The sequence below is a fragment of the Flavobacterium sp. genome, from assembly GCF_027533505.1.
Lineage (GTDB): Bacteria > Bacteroidota > Bacteroidia > Flavobacteriales > Flavobacteriaceae > Flavobacterium.
In genome coordinates, this window is record NZ_JAPZUB010000072.1 from 1 (window position 1) to 21921 (window position 21921).

20 protein-coding genes are annotated in these 21921 nt (G+C 42.3%); 7 read left to right on the forward strand and 13 right to left on the reverse strand.

Annotated elements, in window-relative coordinates; all coding sequences use genetic code 11:
* Positions 1-153: 153 nt before the first annotated feature.
* Together O9316_RS12935 and O9316_RS12940 are read right to left on the reverse strand one after the other, a co-directional pair.
* Positions 154-585 (reverse strand): hypothetical protein, encoded by a 432-nt coding sequence (locus O9316_RS12935; protein ID WP_298203401.1) that lies wholly within the window; start codon positions 583-585, stop codon positions 154-156.
* A complete protein-coding gene (locus O9316_RS12940) occupies positions 586-1767 on the reverse strand; it encodes an AIR synthase related protein (RefSeq protein ID WP_298203402.1) in 1182 nt (393 codons plus the stop codon).
* A 419-nt stretch (positions 1768-2186) separates the two neighbouring features.
* Here O9316_RS12940 and O9316_RS12945 point away from each other — a divergent pair, with 419 nt between their 5' ends.
* Positions 2187-2852, forward strand: coding sequence for a hypothetical protein (locus O9316_RS12945; protein WP_298203403.1), 666 nt, complete (start codon positions 2187-2189; stop codon positions 2850-2852).
* A gap of 475 nt (positions 2853-3327) precedes the next feature.
* Positions 3328-4470 (forward strand): T9SS type A sorting domain-containing protein, encoded by a 1143-nt coding sequence (locus O9316_RS12950; protein WP_298203404.1) that lies wholly within the window; start codon positions 3328-3330, stop codon positions 4468-4470.
* 42 nt (positions 4471-4512) lie between these two features.
* Here O9316_RS12950 and O9316_RS12955 read toward each other — a convergent pair whose 3' ends face one another.
* The 4 genes from O9316_RS12955 to O9316_RS12970 form a co-directional block, all read right to left on the reverse strand.
* Complete coding sequence (locus tag O9316_RS12955; RefSeq protein WP_298203405.1) at positions 4513-5235, reverse strand: OmpA family protein; 723 nt, start codon at positions 5233-5235, stop codon at positions 4513-4515.
* Positions 5236-5303: 68 nt separating this feature from the next.
* On the reverse strand, positions 5304-6158 hold the full coding sequence (locus tag O9316_RS12960; RefSeq protein ID WP_298203406.1) for an OmpA family protein: 855 nt from the start codon (positions 6156-6158) through the stop codon (positions 5304-5306).
* Entirely contained in the window at positions 6159-7013 is an 855-nt protein-coding gene (locus tag O9316_RS12965; protein ID WP_298203407.1) for an OmpA family protein, read from the reverse strand.
* 91 nt (positions 7014-7104) lie between these two features.
* The gene (locus tag O9316_RS12970) at positions 7105-9294 is read right to left on the reverse strand and encodes a glutamine synthetase III (RefSeq protein WP_298203408.1); all 2190 of its coding nucleotides are present in this window, start codon (positions 9292-9294) and stop codon (positions 7105-7107) included.
* Between the two features lie 184 nt (positions 9295-9478).
* Between O9316_RS12970 and O9316_RS12975 the strand changes: the two genes are divergently transcribed.
* Positions 9479-10456 (forward strand): TerC family protein, encoded by a 978-nt coding sequence (locus tag O9316_RS12975; protein ID WP_298203409.1) that lies wholly within the window; start codon positions 9479-9481, stop codon positions 10454-10456.
* A 68-nt stretch (positions 10457-10524) separates the two neighbouring features.
* On the opposite strand, the gene O9316_RS12980 is transcribed toward O9316_RS12975, so the two are convergent.
* Both O9316_RS12980 and O9316_RS12985 read right to left on the reverse strand, forming a co-directional pair.
* A complete protein-coding gene (locus O9316_RS12980; RefSeq protein WP_298203410.1) occupies positions 10525-11031 on the reverse strand; it encodes a hypothetical protein in 507 nt (168 codons plus the stop codon).
* Between the two features lie 149 nt (positions 11032-11180).
* Positions 11181-12752 carry a PKD domain-containing protein gene (locus tag O9316_RS12985; RefSeq protein WP_298203411.1) on the reverse strand — a complete coding sequence of 524 codons (1572 nt, stop codon included), beginning with the start codon at positions 12750-12752 and terminating at the stop codon, positions 11181-11183.
* Positions 12753-12915: 163 nt separating this feature from the next.
* Between O9316_RS12985 and O9316_RS12990 the strand changes: the two genes are divergently transcribed.
* On the forward strand, positions 12916-13359 hold the full coding sequence (locus tag O9316_RS12990) for a hypothetical protein (RefSeq protein ID WP_298203412.1): 444 nt from the start codon (positions 12916-12918) through the stop codon (positions 13357-13359).
* A gap of 3 nt (positions 13360-13362) precedes the next feature.
* On the opposite strand, the gene O9316_RS12995 is transcribed toward O9316_RS12990, so the two are convergent.
* The 3 genes from O9316_RS12995 to O9316_RS13005 form a co-directional block, all read right to left on the reverse strand.
* A complete protein-coding gene (locus tag O9316_RS12995) occupies positions 13363-13833 on the reverse strand; it encodes a GyrI-like domain-containing protein (protein ID WP_298203413.1) in 471 nt (156 codons plus the stop codon).
* Complete coding sequence (locus O9316_RS13000; protein ID WP_298203414.1) at positions 13833-14351, reverse strand: hypothetical protein; 519 nt, start codon at positions 14349-14351, stop codon at positions 13833-13835. The genes O9316_RS12995 and O9316_RS13000 overlap by 1 nt, the downstream gene beginning before the upstream one ends.
* A gap of 61 nt (positions 14352-14412) precedes the next feature.
* Positions 14413-17880 (reverse strand): methylmalonyl-CoA mutase family protein, encoded by a 3468-nt coding sequence (locus O9316_RS13005; RefSeq protein WP_298203415.1) that lies wholly within the window; start codon positions 17878-17880, stop codon positions 14413-14415.
* Positions 17881-18006: 126 nt separating this feature from the next.
* On the opposite strand from O9316_RS13005, the gene O9316_RS13010 reads away from it, so the two are divergent.
* On the forward strand, positions 18007-18717 hold the full coding sequence (locus tag O9316_RS13010) for a DUF4197 domain-containing protein (protein WP_298203416.1): 711 nt from the start codon (positions 18007-18009) through the stop codon (positions 18715-18717).
* 171 nt (positions 18718-18888) lie between these two features.
* On the opposite strand, the gene pyrF is transcribed toward O9316_RS13010, so the two are convergent.
* Positions 18889-19701: an orotidine-5'-phosphate decarboxylase gene (pyrF, locus tag O9316_RS13015; RefSeq protein WP_298203417.1), complete on the reverse strand. Its 813-nt coding sequence runs from the start codon at positions 19699-19701 to the stop codon at positions 18889-18891.
* Positions 19702-19750: 49 nt separating this feature from the next.
* Entirely contained in the window at positions 19751-20824 is a 1074-nt protein-coding gene (gene prfA / locus O9316_RS13020; RefSeq protein ID WP_298203418.1) for a peptide chain release factor 1, read from the reverse strand.
* 131 nt (positions 20825-20955) lie between these two features.
* On the opposite strand from prfA, the gene O9316_RS13025 reads away from it, so the two are divergent.
* Together O9316_RS13025 and O9316_RS13030 are read left to right on the forward strand one after the other, a co-directional pair.
* Positions 20956-21417: a DUF6265 family protein gene (locus O9316_RS13025; protein ID WP_298203419.1), complete on the forward strand. Its 462-nt coding sequence runs from the start codon at positions 20956-20958 to the stop codon at positions 21415-21417.
* The gene (locus O9316_RS13030) at positions 21414-21911 is read left to right on the forward strand and encodes a DUF6265 family protein (RefSeq protein WP_298203420.1); all 498 of its coding nucleotides are present in this window, start codon (positions 21414-21416) and stop codon (positions 21909-21911) included. Before O9316_RS13025 ends, O9316_RS13030 begins: the two co-directional genes overlap by 4 nt.
* Positions 21912-21921 lie beyond the last annotated feature (10 nt).

Genomic DNA, 21921 nt, shown 5'->3' on the forward strand with positions numbered 1-21921 from the left:
TTTAGCACACAACTTAAGAAAGAAAATTGCAGCTTAAAGGCAATTTTAAACTCATTTTAAAATAGTAAACTTTTGATGAAAGTTTAATCAAATAAAAAAACCGTCTCAAAATTTTAGTATTGAGACGGCTTCTTTTTTATATTTTAAGAGCGATTATCCTTTGAAGCGCCAGAGGAAAACATCGGAAACCTCATCGATCAAAGCACCAATTTCTACGCGAATAACCTGTCCATACTCGACTTGTAAGGTGAGCCAATTGGATTCGTTAAAATAATTGGTCACCGAATCAAAGTCCTCCGTTTCCCAGGATGAAAAAGGAAGAACCTCAAGCAGCTCCGTAATAGCAGCTCCGACAATCGTATGGCCCAATAACAGGGCGTCGGGTGAGGAAGTAATGGCATAGCCCAAACGAAAATCCTCGTCGGCATAAAACGTGAGGCGCAATTTATGGGAATCATACAAGTAAATGGTATTGCCATCCTCGTCTTGAAAGTGACGATTGGGTGTTCCGAGTTGCGCGACGACATCGGTGGTTTTCATGCCAAAAAGGAGATTGGCAAGACCGTTTTTGGGATCGATTTTCATTTAACTATAGTGAAACGTGCCTTGCGGCGTTTGGAGCGTTACTTGTTTGTGTGTAGCTTCTTCTACCCTTCCAACAATTTGTGCCTCAATTCCAAAGCGTTGTGCAATGGTGATCAGTGCAGCGGCCGTTTCGGGTTGCACATACAATTCCATACGGTGACCGCAATTGAAAACTTGGTACATTTCTTTCCAATCGGTCCCTGACTGTTCTTGAATCAATTGAAACAAAGGCGGAATCGGGAATAGATTGTCTTTGATGACATGAACGGCATCGACAAAGTGAAGCACTTTGGTTTGGGCGCCACCGCTACAATGCACCATTCCATAAATTGAAGCGGCACCAATTTCTGACAAAATGGCTTTGATTACGGGCGCATAGGTTCGCGTAGGCGACAACACCAATTTTCCTGCATTTAAAGGCGTTCCTTCGACTGCATCGGTGAGTCCTACCGTTCCAGCATACACTAAATCATCCGGCACGGCGGGGTCGTAACTTTCAGGAAAAAGCTGTGCGAGGTCATGGGTAAACACGTCATGTCGTGCAGAAGTGAGTCCATTGCTGCCCATCCCACCGTTGTATTCTTTTTCATACGTGGCTTGCCCGAAACTGGCCAATCCTACAATGACATTCCCCGGCTGAATACGCGCATTGTCGATGACCTCACTGCGTTTCATGCGAGCCGTTACCGTCGAATCGACTATGATGGTACGCACCAAGTCGCCCACATCGGCAGTTTCGCCTCCCGTAGCATGGATGGTTACCCCGTGTTGGCGCAATTCGGCGATGAGTTCCTCAGTTCCGTTGATAATCGCTGCAATTACTTCGCCGGGAATTAGATTTTTATTTCGACCAATGGTAGAAGAGAGTAAAATATTGTCTACGGCACCCACACACAATAGATCATCGATATTCATGATCAAGGCATCTTGGGCAATGCCTTTCCAAACCGACAGATCGCCTGTGGTTTTCCAATACATATACGCGAGTGAAGATTTGGTTCCCGCGCCATCGGCATGCATAATCAGGCAATAATCGGGATCGCCGGTAAGGTAGTCGGGAACAATTTTGCAGAAAGCTTTGGGGAATAATCCTTTGTCAAGATGTTGAATCGCTTGGTGAACTTCTTCTTTGGAAGCCGATACACCGCGTTGGTGATACCGTTGTGAGGTTTGCGCAGCCATAGTCGTGTTGTGTTGTGGTGCAAAGGTAGCATTTCTAATGAAAGAGTCAAGGGGCCAAGGGAAGCATAAAGCAACAAAATGCATTACAGGAACCACTACATGAATGTGAGAAAACCCTCGAAACCAAATAACAGTCAGTTATAAATGCTTGTATACGGTAAAATCGGGATTTTTAACAAATTGTACACTTTTTGTACACCCGAGTAGCACCAAAAACCCACTACTTTTACCCCAGTAAATGCCAATAACACAATAGGCCATAGACGTTCATGTATTCGGAAATAGCGCTTAGGGACATTGATCTACAAAAGGGAAAAGAAGATGCAGTTTGGAAAAACAAGAATGGTTATGGACGGGGAAAAGAAGCCGAACCGATACCCTTAATACAATAGTAGGCCCATTTATACACCATTTATTTTATGAGAAAATTTTTATTTTTATGCTTGGTTGCTCTTTTTGGAGGGACTTTAGCACAAGCACAAACCCAAAAGTTAATCTCGCCAGTATTCTGGCAAGCCGGCGTTCAAGCCATTCATCAAGAAGAAATGAAAGGCACAACGGTATTTTCTTTTACAACTTTTCGCCATTTTTTTATTAACTTAGAGGCTGTAAACTTAAATGCCTATCAATTGCATCGCACTGGAAGTCACTATCGTCTTGTAGCAAAAGACCCCAAAGTAGGTTTGGGAACCTATCTTGCTGACGTTACCAAAGCGGGAGTATTTCTAACTACTTCGCGGTACAAAGGGCTGTTAAAAGATGCTCCTTCAAGCTTAATTATTGAGGATGCAAAAATTACTATACTGTTAGCAGCTGTGTTAGAAATTGAGGACTCATCGTTACCTCGTTTTAATTACGAGTATTATGTAACTCAATCGTCAGGAGCCTGTTCATTTTCGAACACTTATTACTCGATAGGATGGGGTGTAAATACTGCTGGAGCTATTGCGCACCTGAATCATGTAATTAGAAAAAATAGAGAGTTGGGGGCATTTCATAGTTGTGTAGCCTTAAGCACTCAACCTGAAACTCATTGTTTATTCATGGGGTGTTTCGCCACCTTCGCGTGGTGTTGCACCAATTAATTTTATATATATTATGGCAAAAGTTGGTCCTATCCCAGTTGCATTGTTTTTTCTAACTTTATTAGGCTTACTCATTTATGGTCTATTGTTAGTTCAACGGAATGAAAAAAATCCGCGTGCCTTGTTATTATTCATTGGCCTTATCTTTTTTCCATTCCTCGGTCCATTGACGTACATTTTGTACTATCATTTGGTCAAAAAGCAGGTTACAAAAACCACGTAAGGATTACGTAAAATTGAGAGGTACTCCTTTTTCACATTGCAGCCAACGAGAATGTTTTGGATGCTTTGTGGGATACGTTTGCCTTTCCCTAACTGCCGCTGGAAAACCAAAAGCAGTGCTTGTCCACCCCATAGTAGTAGTGCACAATCAATGGCCTACCCTTATGGGGGCTTGGGACATGTTACGTATTGTTGTTGATAAAAAAAGGTTTGCTGACCGTAAATATTTTGTATTTTGCTGAAAAACAAAATAATGCGCTTTACGCTATATCTTCTTTTCGCTTGGTTTTCAGTAGCGGCACAACCGTTTGCTGTTGGAAGTACCACAATTACTTTTACCGACACAACGCGTAACAACCGAGCGGTGGGCACCCAAATTTATTACCCTGCCATGAGTGCGGGAGCAGATGCCCCTATTGCTTCAGGAAGTTTTCCTGTGATTGCTTTCGGACACGGCTTTGTAATGAATGTAGGTGCGTATCAAAACATTTGGGAACTTTTAGTCCCGCAAGGATATATTGTGGCCTTGCCCACTACGGAGGGAGGATTTTCCCCTTCCCACCTCAACTTTGCCCAAGATTTGGCTTTTGTGATCGCACAGATAAAAGCGCAAAATACCCAAAGTGGGGCCTTCTTTTTTCAACGGATTCATCCCAAAGCGGGAGTGATGGGACACAGTATGGGGGGCGGTAGTGCCCACTTGGCAGCTGCATTAGGAGCGCCTATTGATGCTTTATGCACTTTGGCTCCAGCAGAAACCAATCCCAGCGCCATTGCAGCCTCACAAAACATAACACTCCCTTCGCTTGTAATCGCAGGAGCCAACGATTGTATCACGCCACCCAGTACCAATCAATTGCCTATGTACAATGCGCTCCCGGCGGGAACATGTAAAGCCTACCTCTCGATTACAGGGGGAAGCCACTGCCAAATGGCCAACAGCAATTTCAATTGCAGCTTTGGTGAAGCCACTTGTTCCCCGAGTCCCACAATCACAAGAAGTCAGCAACAAGCCCTCATGCATAGTTACCTCCTTCTTTGGATGAATGCACAACTAAAAGACAGTTGCACCGACCGCGATCAATTGCTGCAATTGTTAAACACCGCCAATGGAGTTACCGCCCAATGGCAATGTGGCGCCTGTACTTTGGATTTGGCAAATCATGCGCAAGAAAAAGGGTTGCGCCTCGCTAATCCAATGCGGTCTGCGTTGACGATTCCTTTAGCAGCTACGGCAATACAATCGCTTATTTTGCGCGATATGCAAGGAAAAATTGTGTTGGAAAAGTCTGCTACGTCCTCGGTCGCTGTGGACTTCCTCGCGCCTGGAACCTATATTTTGGAACTCACTACTACGTCTGGTGAACGCTACCAACAAAAATTAATGAAGATCTAAAGCGATTCCAATCCGAGAATGCTTTGGTAAAGGGAGCCTTAATTACCGGGCTACAATGCGTATTTCTACCCGTCGATTGGCTGCTTCTTCTTGGGCATTGCGTTCGGGAATAGGAAAAAGAGGGTACTGGGTGCCATACCCTTTAAAAGTCATGCGCTTGCGGTCGATTTTATACCGCAATAAATACGTATAAACAGCTCTGGCACGTGCCTCCGAAATGTAGGCATAACGGTTTTCAGTATCGCAACAAATATGGCCTTGAATTTCAATTTTTAACGTGGGGTTTTCTTCCATCACACAAAGTAACTCCAATAAAATCGGTTCACTTTCGGGCATAAACTTGGCGGAATGGTTATGAAATAAAATTTGCTTTAACGCAATACGGTCCCCTACTTTGGCTTGGGCTATGGCTTCTTTCAGAGGAGGTTGCAGTGTGGCTGTTTCAGGCAAGGGATTAGAGGGTTGTTGGATTTCATAAAAAAGGGTGACGCGACGGTTTTCTTCTTGGCGAGGAGATTGCTTAAAATCTTCGCCAAAGCCACGAATTTCTATATTTTTCTCAACCGGTATATGTTGCAGCTTCAAATAATCATAGACCGCATGCACACGCCGTAAAGCCAAAGTGTCGTTGTAGGCATTAGTTCCTTTCCAATCGCAAAAGCCATATAGTTTGGTGACTTTATAGGGTTTCCCCTCAGCCACCCACGAATTTAAGGTTTGTATAGCTTGCGTAGTTAAATCGTATCGATCAAAATCGAAATACACGTCAAGCTTTTGTTGCGCCTGGAGTTGGCCACAAAAAAACAGAAGAAAAAAATAGCGAAACATCATTCTTAGATCGCGTGCCTGATTAAAATTTCAACACGTCGGTTGGCAGCTTTCTCAGTTTCGGACTTTTCAGGCAAGGGAAAAATCGGGTTTGAACTACCAAATCCTTTATACCCCAATCGTTTGGCATCAATTCCGTTTTGGGTAAGATACCTATAGATTTTATGGGCTCTTCGAATCGACAACTTGGTGTCGTTGGGGTCGGGATTGCAACAAATATAGCCGTGAATTTCGATTTCCAATTTGGGAAAACTGTGCATCACTTCGAGCAATTTGTCCAATAAGGGCAATGACAAGACTTCAATTTCGTCACTGTTGAATACGAAGTTAAGGTTTTTTATTTTAAAAACGGTCCCCGCCTTGGATTGGGTGAGTTGCGTTTCTAGTTGTTCCGCTTCTTCGGCGATTTGTTCCTCGGGGGTCAGGGTTTCTTCAACCAAAGGTGCCATCTGCTCCTTTTTTTCAATTACGGCAGGCAACACTAAATCTTCAATTTTAGGTAGCGTTTCAACAACTAAATCAACTCTACGATTTTGAGCATGTGAAGAAAACTCCAATTGGCGTTCCCCGATTACTTTTTGTAAAGCGCTTTCGTGCGAAATTGACATGTTGTCCAATTGTTGAAAAACCGCATGAATACGTCGTTGGGCCAAGGCATCATTGTAGGAAACACTTCCGCGGGCATCGCAATAGCCGCGAATTTCGAGTACTTTGAAAGGCGTCAATTGGTAATTTACAACCAATTTCTTGACTTCACTTAAGGAAATCGAACTTTCATTCACCTCAAAGTAGACCGAAAGGGTTTGCTGGGCGGATACAAAATTGGTCAGGAAGATAAGGATGAAAAGGGATTTTCGCATTTACTTCTGAGTGATTAATATTTCGACGCGGCGGTTTTGAGCGGCTTCTGCTTCTGATTTTTCGGGGATAGGGAATTTGGGTTTGGAAACGCCAAAACCTTTGACACTGATGCGTTCGGGATTAATTCCCTCGGATACTAAAATGCGTTTGATTTGACGGGCGCGTTCCAAGGAGAGGTTTTTGTAATCTTTGCTCACACAACAAATATGGCCTTGAATTTCGATGTGCAATTTGGGATTTTTGTACAACACATTGACCAATTCATCGACGGCATTTTTGGAGGTGGGCATCACGGCAAAGGTGTTTTGATAAAAATTGATATCGCGTAACCGAATCAACGTCCCCACCCGCGCCAACTGAATTTTCTCCTCCAGGGAAGCGTTTTCGGGAAAATGCATGGCTTCTTCCTCGATCACCTCGGGGGCAACCGGTTTTTCGGGTTCGGCCGGTTTGATCCCTAAAATCTCATTTTCCCGGACAAAATCTTTAGGCTGAATAAACAAGATGGTCGCTCTTCGATTTTCTGCTTTATTTTGGGACTGCGAAAAGTTTTCCCCAAAACTATGGGCCTTATAATCGTCACGGGTAGCAATTTTTCCTTTCACTTGTTGGTACACAAAATCCACTCGTTTTCGCGAAAGGGTATCGTTATAACCACTACTGCCATCTTCATCCGTGTAGCCTTGAATGGCCAAAATTTTCACCTCTTTGTGGGTTTGCATCCATTGCTGCAATTTTTGAGTCTCTTTGGGATTGGTTTCAAATTTACCACTGTCGAAATACACCACAAATTGTTCTTGCGCCAGGAGTCCCCCGCCAAAAAGCAATACGAAAGCGAATACTAGTTTTTGCATAGTCATACAACGAAAATACACAAATTTTAGTGCCTTGACATAAAAAAACCCGTTATTACTAACGGGTTTTTAGGTATCGATTCAAAGGGTATTATCGCGTAAACAATAACTCACGGTATTTGGTCAACGTCCACATTTCGTCATCGACCAGCAACTCGAGTTTATCGCAGTGCTCACGAATGATGTCAAAATACGGTTTTACCTTATCGCAATAGGCTTCCGCTTGTTTTTCGGCGGTGGTCAAATTATTGGCTTTCTTGCGTTCTTCGATCATTGCATCGACATTGCTGTTGATTCCTTCGATGTGCGCAGAAATTTCTTTGATAAGGGAAATTTGCTCTTTGGCAATTTTTTCAAAGTCTTTCCCAAAAATTTCTTTGAGTCCACGAACATTTTCAATCAGGGTATTTTGGTAACGAATGGCCGTTGGAATCACGTGATTACGGGCAATATCGCCTAATACACGTCCTTCGATTTGGATTTTTTTGGTGTATTCTTCCAATTCGATTTCATAACGCGCTTCCACTTCGACATGGTTCATGATGTGTAACTCTTCAAACAACTTTACTGCTTCTTTGGAAACTTTGGCTTTTAGGGCTTTAGGCGTGGTTTTGTGGTTGCTTAAACCGCGTTTTTTAGCTTCTTTTTCCCAAGCTTCACTGTATCCATCGCCTTCAAAAAGGATGTTTTTGGTTTCTTTGATGTATTCGCGTAAAACATTGAAAATCGCCTCGTCTTTTTTCAAGCCTTTTTTCTCAATCAACGCATCAACTTCCAATTTGAAATCTTTCAACTGTTTGGCCACAATGGTATTTAGGGCTGTCATGGCGTTGGCACAGTTGGCTGACGAACCCACGGCACGGAATTCAAATTTATTTCCAGTAAACGCAAACGGCGAAGTACGGTTACGATCGGTATTGTCCAACAATACATCGGGAATTTTACCAACCACATTCAATTTCAAATCGGTTTTCTCTTCCGGAGAAAGTTTCCCATTGGTCACCCCTTCTAATTCCGCTAATACTTTGGTCAATTGTTGCCCGATGAATACCGAAATAATGGCAGGTGGTGCTTCATTGGCACCCAAACGGTGGTCGTTACTGGCTGAAGCAATTGACGCGCGTAATAATTCTTCATAGCGATATACCGCTTTGATGGTATTGATGAAAAACGTCAAGAACTGCAAGTTACTCATGGGTGTTTTTCCAGGGGCCAATAAATTCACCCCCGTATCGGTAGCCATAGACCAGTTGTTGTGTTTACCGGAACCGTTTACCCCTTTGAATGGTTTTTCATGCATCAACACTTTGAAATCGTGACGTTCGGCCACTTTATACATCACATCCATCAACAGGGAATTGTGGTCCACCGCCAAGTTGGTTTCTTCAAAAATTGGCGCCAACTCAAACTGATTGGGGGCTACTTCATTATGACGGGTTTTTACGGGAATACCCAACAACATACATTCGTTTTCCAAGTCGCGCATATAATTCAACACGCGAGTAGGAATCGAACCAAAATAGTGGTCTTCCAATTGTTGCCCTTTGGCCGAAGCGTGCCCCAACAAGGTTCTTCCGGTTAAGGTAATATCGGGACGCGATGCTGCCAAAGCGGCGTCAACTAAGAAATATTCTTGCTCCCATCCTAAGGTTGGAGTCACTTTTTTGACATTTTTATCAAAATATTTAGCTACCTCAGTAGCGGCTTCATCAATAGCATTTAAAGCACGTAACAAAGGCGTTTTGTTGTCCAAAGCCTCACCGGTATACGATACAAAAACCGTGGGAATACACAAGGTAGTTCCGTAAATAAAAGCTGGTGAAGTAGGATCCCATGCCGTATATCCTCGAGCTTCAAATGTGTTGCGAATTCCTCCATTGGGAAAGGAAGACGCATCGGGTTCTTGTTGTACCAACTGACTTCCTCCAAATTTTTCAACGGGATCACTTCCGTCGAAAGAAGTTTCAAAAAACGCATCATGCTTTTCAGCAGTGGTTCCTGTTAAGGGTTGAAACCAGTGCGTGTAATGGGTTACGCCTTTGGTAAGCGCCCATTCTTTCATTCCCATAGCGATATAATCGGCCAATTTACGGTCGATTTTTGTCCCGTATTGAACGGCACTTTTTACGGCTTTGTACGCTTCGGGCGTTAGAAATTGCCGCATCGCTTTGTCGTTAAATACATTTGAACCAAAGATGGCCGACTTTTTGTCGAGCTCTTCTACCTTTACTGGTTTACGATTACCAGCAGCTTGCAAGGCCTGAAAACGCAATGTTGACATAAAAATGTGTTTTAAAATGATTATACCCTAAATATTTCGGTGCAAATATATTGATTTTTGACAAATAAAATATTACACCCCTATTTTTTTAGGGGGTTATTTACAATTTAATAATATATAAATATTACTTAATGTATTTTTGGAGGGGAACGGAAAGAATTATCTTTGTAAAAAAAATTGACATATGACCGTTTGGATTCTCTTTTTTGCTTTGGTAGTTGGTATTTTGGCGTTGGATTTAGGGGTTTTTAACAAGACACCGCATATCATTAGTTCAAAAGAAGCGGGAAAATGGACCGCTTTGTGGGTAACTTTATCCTTTTTATTTTCGGGGGTTATTTATTGGTTGTACGGTACTGATTACTTGGCCAATCCCACGCAACTCTCACAATCTACTGCGGCGATGAAGTTTATCACCGGGTATCTGATTGAGTTATCGCTAAGTATAGACAATATTTTTGTGATTGCGGTCATTTTTGCTTCGTTTCGCATTCCGCAGAAGTACCAACACCGGGTATTGTTTTGGGGCATCTTAGGGGCCATTGTTTTCCGTGGATTAATGATTGGTTTTGGAGTTGCCATTATCAATAAATTTACTTGGACAACCTATGTTTTTGGGGCCTTTTTAATTTTCACAGCGGCCAAGATGTTATTTTCCAAAAAAGACGATGAAGCTTTTGACCCTAAACATTCGACGATTTATAAATTGATTGGTAAAATCATACCCATCACTTCAGAGCATGATAAAGAAAAATTTATCGTTCGAACGCACAACGGTAAAAAGGCAGCAACTCCGTTATTTGTGGCCTTGATGCTCATTGAAGTCATGGACGTCTTGTTTGCCGTGGATAGTGTGCCGGCGATTCTATCGATCACTTCTGACCCGTTTATTGTATTTAGTTCCAATATTTTTGCCATCCTAGGTTTGCGTTCGATGTACTTTTTCTTGGCCAATATGTTGGAAAAATTCAGTCATCTTGAATACAGTCTTATTATCATTCTAACCTTTGTTGGGGTAAAAATGTTGGCCCACGACTATATCAAACTCCCTGAATGGGCTTCCTTACTTTTTATTGTGGTCTGTTTGGTGGGCGGTGTGCTATTTTCACTGTACAGTGCATCCAAGGCCGAAGCCGCCAAACCTTCACGGGATGAAGAATAAAAAAAGGCACTCCGAAGAGCACCTTTTCACTAACCAAACAAACAAACTATAGTAATTAACCTAATTTTCTATGGTAATTTCGTTACGTTTTGAATTCCGTAACGGCGAACAACTTCATGGTAGTCGTTGAACGTAGTGGACGTAGCGGCTTGTTTTCCAAAAAAGCCCGGAACAATCACAATGCGCAAGACTTGGTTGATACGGAAATTGGGGGGTACCCCTGCCAAGTCAAACCCGTGCATGAAGATATTGGCATCAAACCGTGTAAAGTCATAATCATACCCAAATTTGAGGGTTCCATCAGGAAAGAAATATGTTTCGGGCATCAGTTTCCAAATATCCACGCCTCCTGAAACCCCAGCTAATCGATACACCAATACCATATCGGTGTTGAAAATGGGTTGTGGAAAAGAAATCAACGTACTGAAATTATTGGAAGGGGTAAACGAACGAATCACCTCATATACTTGACTGATGGTATCGTTGTCTATAGTATCCTCTCGAACTTCATTAACGGTGCAACTTTGAAGACTCATCATCCCGATGAAGGCCAACAATAATGTAATTTTTCGCATAGGTGTCATGATTTAAGATTATACTTCAAACGTAATTATGCTCATTCAATAGTCGTGCCAAAAAATAGCCGCACTAAACACCCTTAGTGTAATAAACTTATTTGCAATGTTTTAAAATAAAAAAAGCTCCAACCAATGGAGCCTCCTTCTTATTGCTTAATTATTTTTTGATGAAAAACACCTTCGTCAGTTTCCCATTGTACGGTATACCAACCGGATGCCAAATGCGAAATGTCGGTAGTATGGGCGACGGGTTTACCAAGGAGATCCCACACTACTACCTGATGAATACGCTCTAATGCTATGCCTGTGATGGTGAATACGCCTGTGGTGGGATTCGGAACGAGTCGTGAATTCCCTTGAGTAAATCCTGTATTTCCCAAGGCTGCAAAAGGATAACAATCAGACACCGCAACACACCCATTGGTTGAAAGCTGCACGGCATAATTCCCATCGGCGGTGGGTGTAAATACTTGCCCTGTAGCATTGGGAATCGGTGCATTGTTATTGTCACAATCCAGCCATTGGTAAGTGGTACCTGTCAACGTTCGATCGGCCGACAATTGCGTATCGGTGACCGTAACTGCCGTTGTAAAAGCATTTTGGGAATCTGAAATAAAAACCGGAATCGTAAAGGTATTTACCTGATCAGGCTCACAAAATGTATTGGTCACCGTAAGCGTCACTTCTTGCAATCCCGGGCAATCAAAAGTATGTGAGGGGTTTTCGAGGGTACTTACGGGGGAATTATCGCCAAAATCCCAACTGGATGCCATATAATTTGAACTCAAATTGACAAAATTGACGGTCACCCCATTGGTTGTTGGATTGAAATCGGGTTGCACGGGTAAGAAAGCAAAGGCAGCTTGTGGGGTAAGACAACGTTGGATATCCATAAAACGAACGGTTGTGGGCACCCATTGGTTGTTGACGAGATTTCCTGTGGCTTCCAACACAGGGATTTTGTGAGCGGGGTCAAACCATTGGTACGAAACCGTCGTAGTGGTGGTCGTTTGAGGCGTCCCATCGACGGTAATCGTGGTGGTTTGCGTTAAGGTACTTTTCAATTTCAACACATTGGCAAAGGAACCAAAAGGGGTAACTAATGTTCCCCACCCTTCTACCAAATTGGTGCGCTGTCCCGTGGATTGAATTTGTACCGGAAAACCAAAAGAGGAAAGATTGGCATTAATCGCAAAAGGCTGTGTGGCCGTATTACCGAAATTCATAGGAAACTGATACAAATCATCGGGATCTGTATAGGATACCACAAAAGGGACGGTTGTTCCGTTGAGGGTAACTTGGGCTCCAATCATTTTGTTTTGAAGCACAGCAGCGGTTTTATTCAAATGGTTCACCACATTGGTCAAGCCAAAACCTTGTAAAACCAGACCGTCTGTAGCAGTATTGGCCAAGTTAAAATTGGCATTAAACTGCGAATTACAGTTAAAAAAGAATCCGTTTAAAAAGCACCATACCGTTTTATACCCACTATCATTGGGATTGCTCCAGGCAATAAGTTCTTGTGATTGAGGCACTAAAGCACTGTAATCCCATGCAAATCCAGCTCCTGTCACGGTGTAATCCAATTGTAACGCAGCGGGTTCGGGTGTGGTACTGTAAATGGAATCGCCCACAGAAGCAAAATTAGCAGCCGTATATGTGGCTTGACCATAAAAAACAGCAGTCATGCTGCATAAAAGTAGCGTAATGATTCTCATTTTGTGTAAAATTTGCCCAAAGATACTAATCCCAAAACAATCCTCCTAAAAAAGCATAACTAATTGAATACAAGACGAATTAAGTTAAATCTCCCTGATAAATGTCATGTCCAAAAAAAGGGAATGAAACTACCTTTATACTAGTAATAATTAGGTATAACACATGAACAAGACCCTTTTAATTTTAGAAATTGCCGCTGAATTACAAGCCTATATTCAGCAAATCGAGAACTCGGTAAAGCGTTATAAATTAGCTACCGATTTGGACGATGACGACACTTTGGATCCGGAGGATTATACCCGACAATCGGAGGCTGCGGAGATGCAACTGCGGTATGAGCAATTGTTACAACAAGCCAAAGCAATGGAAACCTTTATGTTGGAACACGAACAAAAGGAATACACGATGATTTTGCCTGGAGCATTGGTAGAAACCGAAATGTACTACATCTATGTAGGCATCTCCATTCCCTCATTTCAATGGGACGATAAAACGGTGATTACCTTGAGTGAAAAAGCCCCAGCGTATGCAGAAATGCGGGGTAAAAAAGCAGGTGATACGATAGAATTAGGTGCGAAAAGACATAAAATTGTATGTATTTCCTGAACGTTAGTACTGAATTGGAATATAAACAAGCTCCTCCGAATCGGGGGAGTTTTTTTTGTATTGCTCACCCAGCACTTCAAACTGGGGGCGGTTTTCCCAACACAGTCCCGCTTGGGACAACCCTTGAGCATAAATTGCACGATAAAAATCCGCTGCATTGGAACCATCACCACGGTAAGTAAAAACGGCATAATGCCCCGCAGGAATCGTAAGTACCTGCATCCCATCGGGTACATGTTCAATGGAAGTAACTGCTTTAACAGCCCATTTTTGAAAAACTACAGCAGGATCAAAATTGTAATTTACGGGATTAACCTGCACATTATAGAGCGCTGAACCAACGGTGTTTTGAATTTCATGACGCCGCGGCATAAAGGATTGCCAAAGTTCGATCACTTGATAATCGATCATCGAAAATGACCGAGCAATCCCCACAAAAGTGGATTCTGGAAAATGCACGATTTGGGGCTGCATTACTTTCGTCTCTCAAAAAATTGTTTTACGCCACGAAAAGTACTCAAAACAAATAAAGTGTAGATTAAAAGTCCGAAGTAAATTAGATATTGCGCCACAGGATGTCCCGTTTTGCTTAAATAATTGGCATAGATTATTGCCAAATATACAAGATAGACAACGGCTGGTATCGCAATAGCACTCATAAGTTGAATGGCCCAGGGTCGTTCGTCTTTCGCGTAACGGGCTAGAATACCAATTACAATCATTAGTGGTAGCAAAGTCAATTTAATGGCAAACGATTCCTGCGGGAGAATATAATAAGCATATAGAGGAACAATCATTGCAGTATGAATAATCAAAAAAGCAAAAGCTAGGACATCCATTCCCATCGGACGATTTTCCTTCAAATACGCTTTAATCGCCGTACGCACTTCCTCTTCGGTAAAACCATCGCGCACCAAAAACCGAATGGTATTGGTGTAGGTGTAATTTTTAGAAAGGTAGTGCGCCACCTCTTGCTGTAAATCCTTTTGCATTTTTTAAAATTATAAAAAAAACAGACAGGCGTTTACCTGTCTGCTCCAATTTAACATCTGTCTACATATTTCTTCGGTATTGACCCCCCACTTCAAACAATCCAGAAGTGATCTGACCCAACGAACAATATTTGGTAGCTTCCATTAAATGGTCGAACATATTGCGGTTGTTGATCGCAGCTTCTTGTACCTGAGCAATCAATTCTTTTACTTTTACACCATGGGCCCCGTGAAGATTTTGTAAGGTCTGAATTTGTACTTGCTTTTCTTCTTCGGTGGCACGAATAACCTCAGCCGGTAAAACCGTGGGCGACCCTTTGGAACTCAAAAAGGTATTTACCCCAATGATAGGATATTCACCGGTATGTTTTAACGTTTCATAATACAAACTCTCTTCTTGAATTTTACTGCGTTGGTACATGGTTTCCATGGCGCCCAACACACCGCCACGTTCGGTGATACGATCAAATTCGGCCAACACGGCTTCTTCAACTAAATCCGTTAATTCTTCAATAATAAACGACCCTTGAATGGGGTTTTCATTTTTGGCCAATCCCAATTCTTTATTGATGATCAACTGAATGGCCATAGCGCGACGCACGGATTCTTCTGTGGGCGTCGTAATCGCTTCATCATAGGCATTGGTATGCAACGAATTACAGTTGTCGTAAATCGCATACAAGGCTTGCAAGGTGGTACGAATATCATTAAAATCAATTTCTTGCGCATGCAAAGAACGACCCGAAGTTTGAATATGATACTTCAACATTTGGGCACGTTCGTTGGCGCCGTATTTGTATTTTAAGGCTTTGGCCCATATCTTACGGGCTACACGACCAATGACCGCATATTCGGGATCGATCCCGTTGGAGAAGAAAAACGACAGGTTGGGACCAAAATCGTTGATATTCATTCCACGGCTTAAATAATACTCGACATACGTGAATCCATTTGCCAAAGTAAAGGCCAATTGCGTAATCGGATTGGCACCCGCCTCGGCAATATGATACCCTGAAATCGAAACGGAATAGAAATTACGTACGTTTTTCTGAATGAAATATTCTTGCACATCCCCCATCAATCGCAACGCAAATTCTGTGGAGAAAATACAGGTGTTTTGGGCTTGATCTTCTTTTAAAATGTCGGCTTGTACGGTACCGCGAACTTGCGACAGGGTTTGTGCTTTGATGGTTGCATATACTTCAGCATCCAAGATTTGGTCACCGGTAACGCCCAACAACAGTAATCCTAGACCGTTATTGCCTTCGGGCAAAGCACTTCCTTTTTCAGGATGAAACGGATTATAGGCTTTCCCATCGGCGCAAATGTATTTGGGACGCCCTACCCCTTTGGCATCATACAATTCCGTTAAACGCGCTTCGACCAAATGTTCGAGTCCATTTTCACGAATGTATTTTTCGCAATTTTGATCGATGGCCGCATTCAAGAAGAATCCTAGCAACATCGGCGCCGGACCGTTAATCGTCATCGATACGGAAGTAGCGGGGTGACTCAAATCAAAACCAGAGTATAATTTTTTGGCATCGTCCAAACAACAAATCGAAACCCCTGCATTTCCGATTTTACCATAAATATCGGGACGGTGATCGGGGTCGTTTCCGTATAAGGTTACTGAGTCAAATGCCGTAGACAAACGCTTAGCGGGCATACCCAAACTTACATAATGGAAACGACGGTTGGTGCGTTCGGGACCGCCTTCACCCGCAAACATACGCGTTGGATCTTCGCCCTCGCGTTTGAACGGATACAAACCTGAGGCAAATGGGAATTCGCCGGGCACATTTTCCTGTAAACACCAGCGTAGCAAGTCACCCCACGCTTGGTATTTGGGCAAAGCTACTTTGGGGATTTGCGAATGAGACAAACTTTCGGTATGTGTTTGGATTTTGATTTCCTTATCACGGACTTTGAAACTATAGACCGGATTTTTGTATTTATTGACTTTTTCGTTCCAAGACAACACGACTTCCCAGTTGTAAGGGTCTAAGTTCATTTTTACGCGATCAAATTCTTTCACTAAAAGATGTACCAATTGTTGTGCATCTTCCGCAGCTGGCAAGGTAATTTCAAGCCCTGACTTGGTCATTTCGGGGGCTTTTCCACTTACCGTCTCTATCGTTTTGTAGATGCCGTATAATTTTTGAGCAACTTCTACTTGAACTGAAACCGTTTGATCATAGCCTCGATTATTTTCGGCAATTTCAGAAAGATAACGGGTACGGTGTGGCGGAATCACATAGACTTTTTCACTCATTTCACGGGTAATTGCAAAAGTCGAATGCAATTCAGAACCCGTTTTTTCTACAATTTTATCCATGATGGATTTGTACAACGCATTCATCCCTGGATCATTGAATTGAGAAGCAATGGTACCAAAAACGGGCATAGTTTCGGGATCAACATCCCATAAATTATGGTTGCGTTGGTATTGTTTTTTGACATCACGAATGGCATCTAAAGCCCCACGCTTGTCAAATTTATTTAAGGCTACCAAATCGGCAAAGTCCAACATATCAATTTTCTCCAACTGGGTAGCGGCACCAAACTCAGGCGTCATTACGTACAAAGAAACATCCGAATGGTCTAAAATTTCAGTATCACTTTGTCCAATACCTGAAGTTTCCAAAATAATCAAATCGTAGCGTGCTGCTTTCAACACTTCAATTGCTTCGGCTACATATTTGGACAAGGCCAAATTCGATTGACGCGTCGCCAACGAACGCATATAAACACGTGGATTGTTGATGGCATTCATGCGAATACGATCCCCCAAAAGTGCGCCACCTGTTTTGCGTTTGGAAGGATCAACTGAAATTAAACCAATTGTTTTTTCGGGAAAATCAATGAGAAAACGACGTACGAGTTCGTCTACCAACGACGATTTCCCCGCACCACCCGTTCCTGTAATCCCGAGCACCGGAATGGCAACTTCTTTATTGCGTTCATGAATGGTTTCCAAAGCAGGCTTGGCAACCTCGGGATAATTCTCAGCCGCTGAAATCACGCGTGCAATGGCTCTCGGATTTTTCGCTTCCAAATGATTAAGTTCGCCATTCAACACATCGCCCACAGGAAAATCGGCCCGTTGCACCAAATCATTGATCATGCCCTGAAGTCCCAAAGCACGACCATCATCGGGAGAATAAATGCGGGTGATACCATAGGCTTGCAACTCGGCAATTTCTTCGGGCAAAATAACGCCGCCGCCGCCGCCAAAGATTTTAATATGACCGGCACCTTTTTCTTGCAACAGGTCGTACATGTATTTGAAATACTCATTGTGTCCGCCTTGATACGAGGTCATGGCAATCGCATTGGCGTCTTCTTGAATGGCTGTATTTACTACTTCCTCTACACTGCGGTCGTGTCCAAGATGGATGACCTCACATCCGGTAGCTTGGATGATACGGCGCATAATGTTGATAGAGGCATCGTGACCATCAAACAAAGAGGCTGCGGTTACAATTCTTACTTTATTTTTAGGAATATAGGGTTGCGCTTGTTCCATTTTTAATTGTAAAAGGATTTTAAGTGCGCAATTTACGAATAATATAATTTTTCTACCCTATGGTGTTAATTGAAATAATGTTAACATTTACGGCATTATCTTTGGAGGGATACAAAAAAATAAACTATGAAATCAATACTTTGCATTGCCACTACCCTTTACATGATGAGTTCCTGTTTGGAGCTTCCCACTGCAGCCGTTTCCCATTTGCACCCCACAACCCAAAATCAATTGGACTTGGCCGGTGGATTGAAAGAAGCGTTAGACCACGGCATCCGTAAGCAGGTTGTAAAACTGACGGCCGTAGATGGATTTTATAAAAATGAGTTGGTAAAAATTATGATGCCCGAAGAGTTGCAACGGGTGGACAAAGCCTTACGAAAAGTTGGTTTAGGAAGTTTGGCCGATGAAGGCGTATTGATGTTGAATCGCGCTGCAGAAGATGCGGTGAAAGAAGCCACGCCCATTTTTGTGAATGCCGTTAAAAACATAAGCATTGCCGATGCCAAATCGATCATTATGGGCGACAATCGTGCGGCGACAACCTTTTTAGAAACCCAAACTACGCAACCGCTGTACACCCAATTCAAACCTGTAATTCAACAATCGTTTGCTAAAGTTGGAGCAGATAAAGTGTGGAATCAAATTATCAGTAAATACAACGGACTTCCCTTAGTTAAAAAAGTAAATCCCGATTTGACAGATTATACCACACGGAAAGCCTTAACGGGCGTGTTTACGATGATCGCATTAGAGGAGCAAAACATTCGCTCCAACCTTAACGCACGGCCCACCAAGCTATTGCAACAAGTGTTTGCTTTACAAGACCGAAAATAAACCTTAAAAAAGTCTTAATTTTTTAGTTATCAATAACATAAGAATAACAGTCTATTAACACAGCCGCACCCAAAATAGTTGCACATTTGTATTGAAATAATAATTTATTATTTTGTTTGGTTTAGGTTAGTTAAGAAAAAGCCGGTTTTCTGTTGAAAATCGGTCTTTTTTTTAAGATAACAATGCTGCCATTTGCTGTTGGAGTTTCAATGCTTCCCCTCGGGCCTTTTCGGCAAAATCAACTCCCGAAGACGCATAAATTATGCCCCGCGACGAATTAACCAATAAGCCGATTTGGTCGTTTTTTCCATAATGCCACACCGCTTCCAAACTTCCGCCTTGTGCTCCCACGCCGGGAACCAAAAGAAAACTATCGGGAATAATGATACGGATATCTTGCAAATACTCGGCTTTGGTGGCTCCCACGACATACATAAGTTGGTGACTATTTTTCCATTTTTTTGAAGTTTCAATTACTTTTTTATACAACTCTTGCTTCTCCACCTGTTGCGTTTGAAAATCAAAAGCGCCTTCATTGGACGTAAGTGCCAAAAGAATCGTATGTTTATTTTCAAATTCCAAAAAAGGTTCCACCGAGTCTTTTCCCATATAGGGTGCCACGGTCAGCGAATCAAATGCCATATCTTCAAAAAACGCTTTGGCATAACGCCCTGAAGTATTTCCGATATCGCCCCGCTTGGCATCGGCTATGGTAAATTGTTCGGGGTAATTTGTATTTAAATAATCGATGGTTTTTTGGAGTGCTATCCAACCCTTTACACCATAGGCTTCATAAAAGGCCGTATTGGGTTTGTAAGACACACACAAATCATGGGTTGCGTCAATAATCGCTTTGTTAAATTCAAATATAGGATCGTCGGTTTGCAATAAATGGGGTGGAATCTTATCGATGTCGACATCCAACCCAATGCATAAAAACGATTTCTTGTTTCGTATTTGCGCTACCAATGCTGCGGTTTCCATAGTGCCTTTTGGTTATAAAAAAAGCCCAACGCTACCGTTGGACTTGAGATTAAAATACTTCGCTTTCTTTTAGTTTTTCGGTATTGGCCACCAATTGCAATTCGTCAATAAACTTTTGAATATTGCCATTAAGCACACCATCCATATCAAAAATATCCATGCCAATACGGTGATCGGTTACCCGTCCTTGGGGGAAATTATAGGTGCGAATCTTGGCCGAACGGTCACCCGAACTCACTTGAGAGTTTCGCTTTTTGGCATCTTCCTCTTGCTTTTTGGCCAGTTCCATTTCATAGAGTCGGGAACGCAACACCGAAAGTGCTTTGTCTTTATTTTTATGTTGCGATTTTTCGTCTTGGCATTGTGCTACCAATCCTGTGGGAATATGGGTCATTCGCACCGCAGACTTCGTAGTATTTACCGATTGCCCTCCGGGTCCTGATGAACAAAACAAGTCGATGCGAACATCATTCATATCGATGTGTACGTCAAATTCTTCGGCTTCGGGCAATACCATAACGGTAGCCGCTGAAGTGTGCACCCGTCCTTGGGTTTCTGTTTTCGGCACTCGTTGCACGCGATGTACTCCCGCTTCAAACTTTAAGGTGCCGTATACATCCTCCCCAGACACTTCGAAAATGACTTCTTTGAATCCACCAGACGTTCCTTCATTAAAATCAACTACCGATGTTCGCCAGCCTTTATTCTCACAGTATTTCGTGTACATTCGATACAAATCACCAGCGAAAAGCGACGCTTCATCCCCACCCGTTCCGGCACGAATTTCAACCATTACATTTTTTGCATCTTCAGGATCTTTGGGAATCAACATAAACTTGATTTCCTCCTCCAGTTGGGGCAATCGTTCTTTGGCTTCATCGAGTTGCATCTTTGCCATTTCTACCATTTCGGCATCCGAACCATCGGCGAGAATCTCATTGGCTTCGGCAATATTATCGGTCAATCGAACGTATTCATCGCGTTTTTCAACCAACGCTTTCAAGTTTTTATACTCTTGATTCAATTGGACATAACGCTTCTGATCGGCTATGACATCCGGTTGAATAATCAAATCGGACACCTCGTCGAACCGTTGTTTCACATATTGCAAACGCTCTAACATAATGTACTATTCCTTTTTTTGGATTGCAAAAATACAATAATTTGCGAATGGAATTGCAATTATTTCACGAGGCAAGTTTGGCTTTTCCTTATGAATCATGATAATTTTTGTAGTATTGTAAAAAATAAAACATGAAGCAGGTTTTCGTTCTTTTCATCCTTTTGTCCTTTTTGGGGAGTTGTCAAAAAGCCCCAGAAAGTCCCGGATGGCTGCTTGGATCTTGGCATAACACCACGACCCGTATGGATGCGCAGGAGCATTGGAAAAAAGTAGATGCAACAGTATTTGAAGCAGAGAGTTTTATTCTTGTCCAAAGGGACACTGTTTTTTATGAGCATGTCGATTTGAAAAAAACAAGTAAAGGATGGGATTACATTGTTTCGGTTCGTGATCAAAACAAAGAAAAACCTGTATGCTTTTCGTCAACCTATATCGGATCAGATTCGTTGGTGTTTGAAAATTCAAAACATGACTTTCCGAATCGAATTGTGTATAAAAAAATAAAGGCCGATAGTCTTGTTGCTACTATCTTTGGCACGCAAAATGGGAAGGCCATTTCGGAAATCTTTCCTTTTAAAAAAATGAAACCATGAAAAAAATGATGTTTTGCCTCTTGGGGATTGGTCTTTTGACCTTTTCTTGCAAAAAATATGATGCGTTGGGACGTGAAATTCAATTTGAAGAGCGTTACAAAGCATCCTTTTTAGAAGGGAATTGGTCGCTAACCGATTCGTTGGGTGTGATGGAAATGCAATGGAAAGAAGCCGATGACAGTACGTTTACAGGAACCTGTTTATTTATTCATGGTGAAAAAAAAGACACTTTGCATCGGGAACAATTGGAGCTGCAACAACGCAAAAACTACTTGATTTATACCACTACGGTTCAGGGTGAAAAAGGAGAAACACCCATTGCTTTTCAAATGACACAAGATGCCGATAGCACGCTAACATTTGAAAATCCAGATAATGATTATCCGAAAAAAATTGTCTATCGTTTGTTACGCAACGGCAAACTACAACAAACCGAAAGCGGTCAAATTCGAAAAAAGGCGCTAACGCAAACGTATGTTTGGTCGAAGGTATAGTTAAAAAATT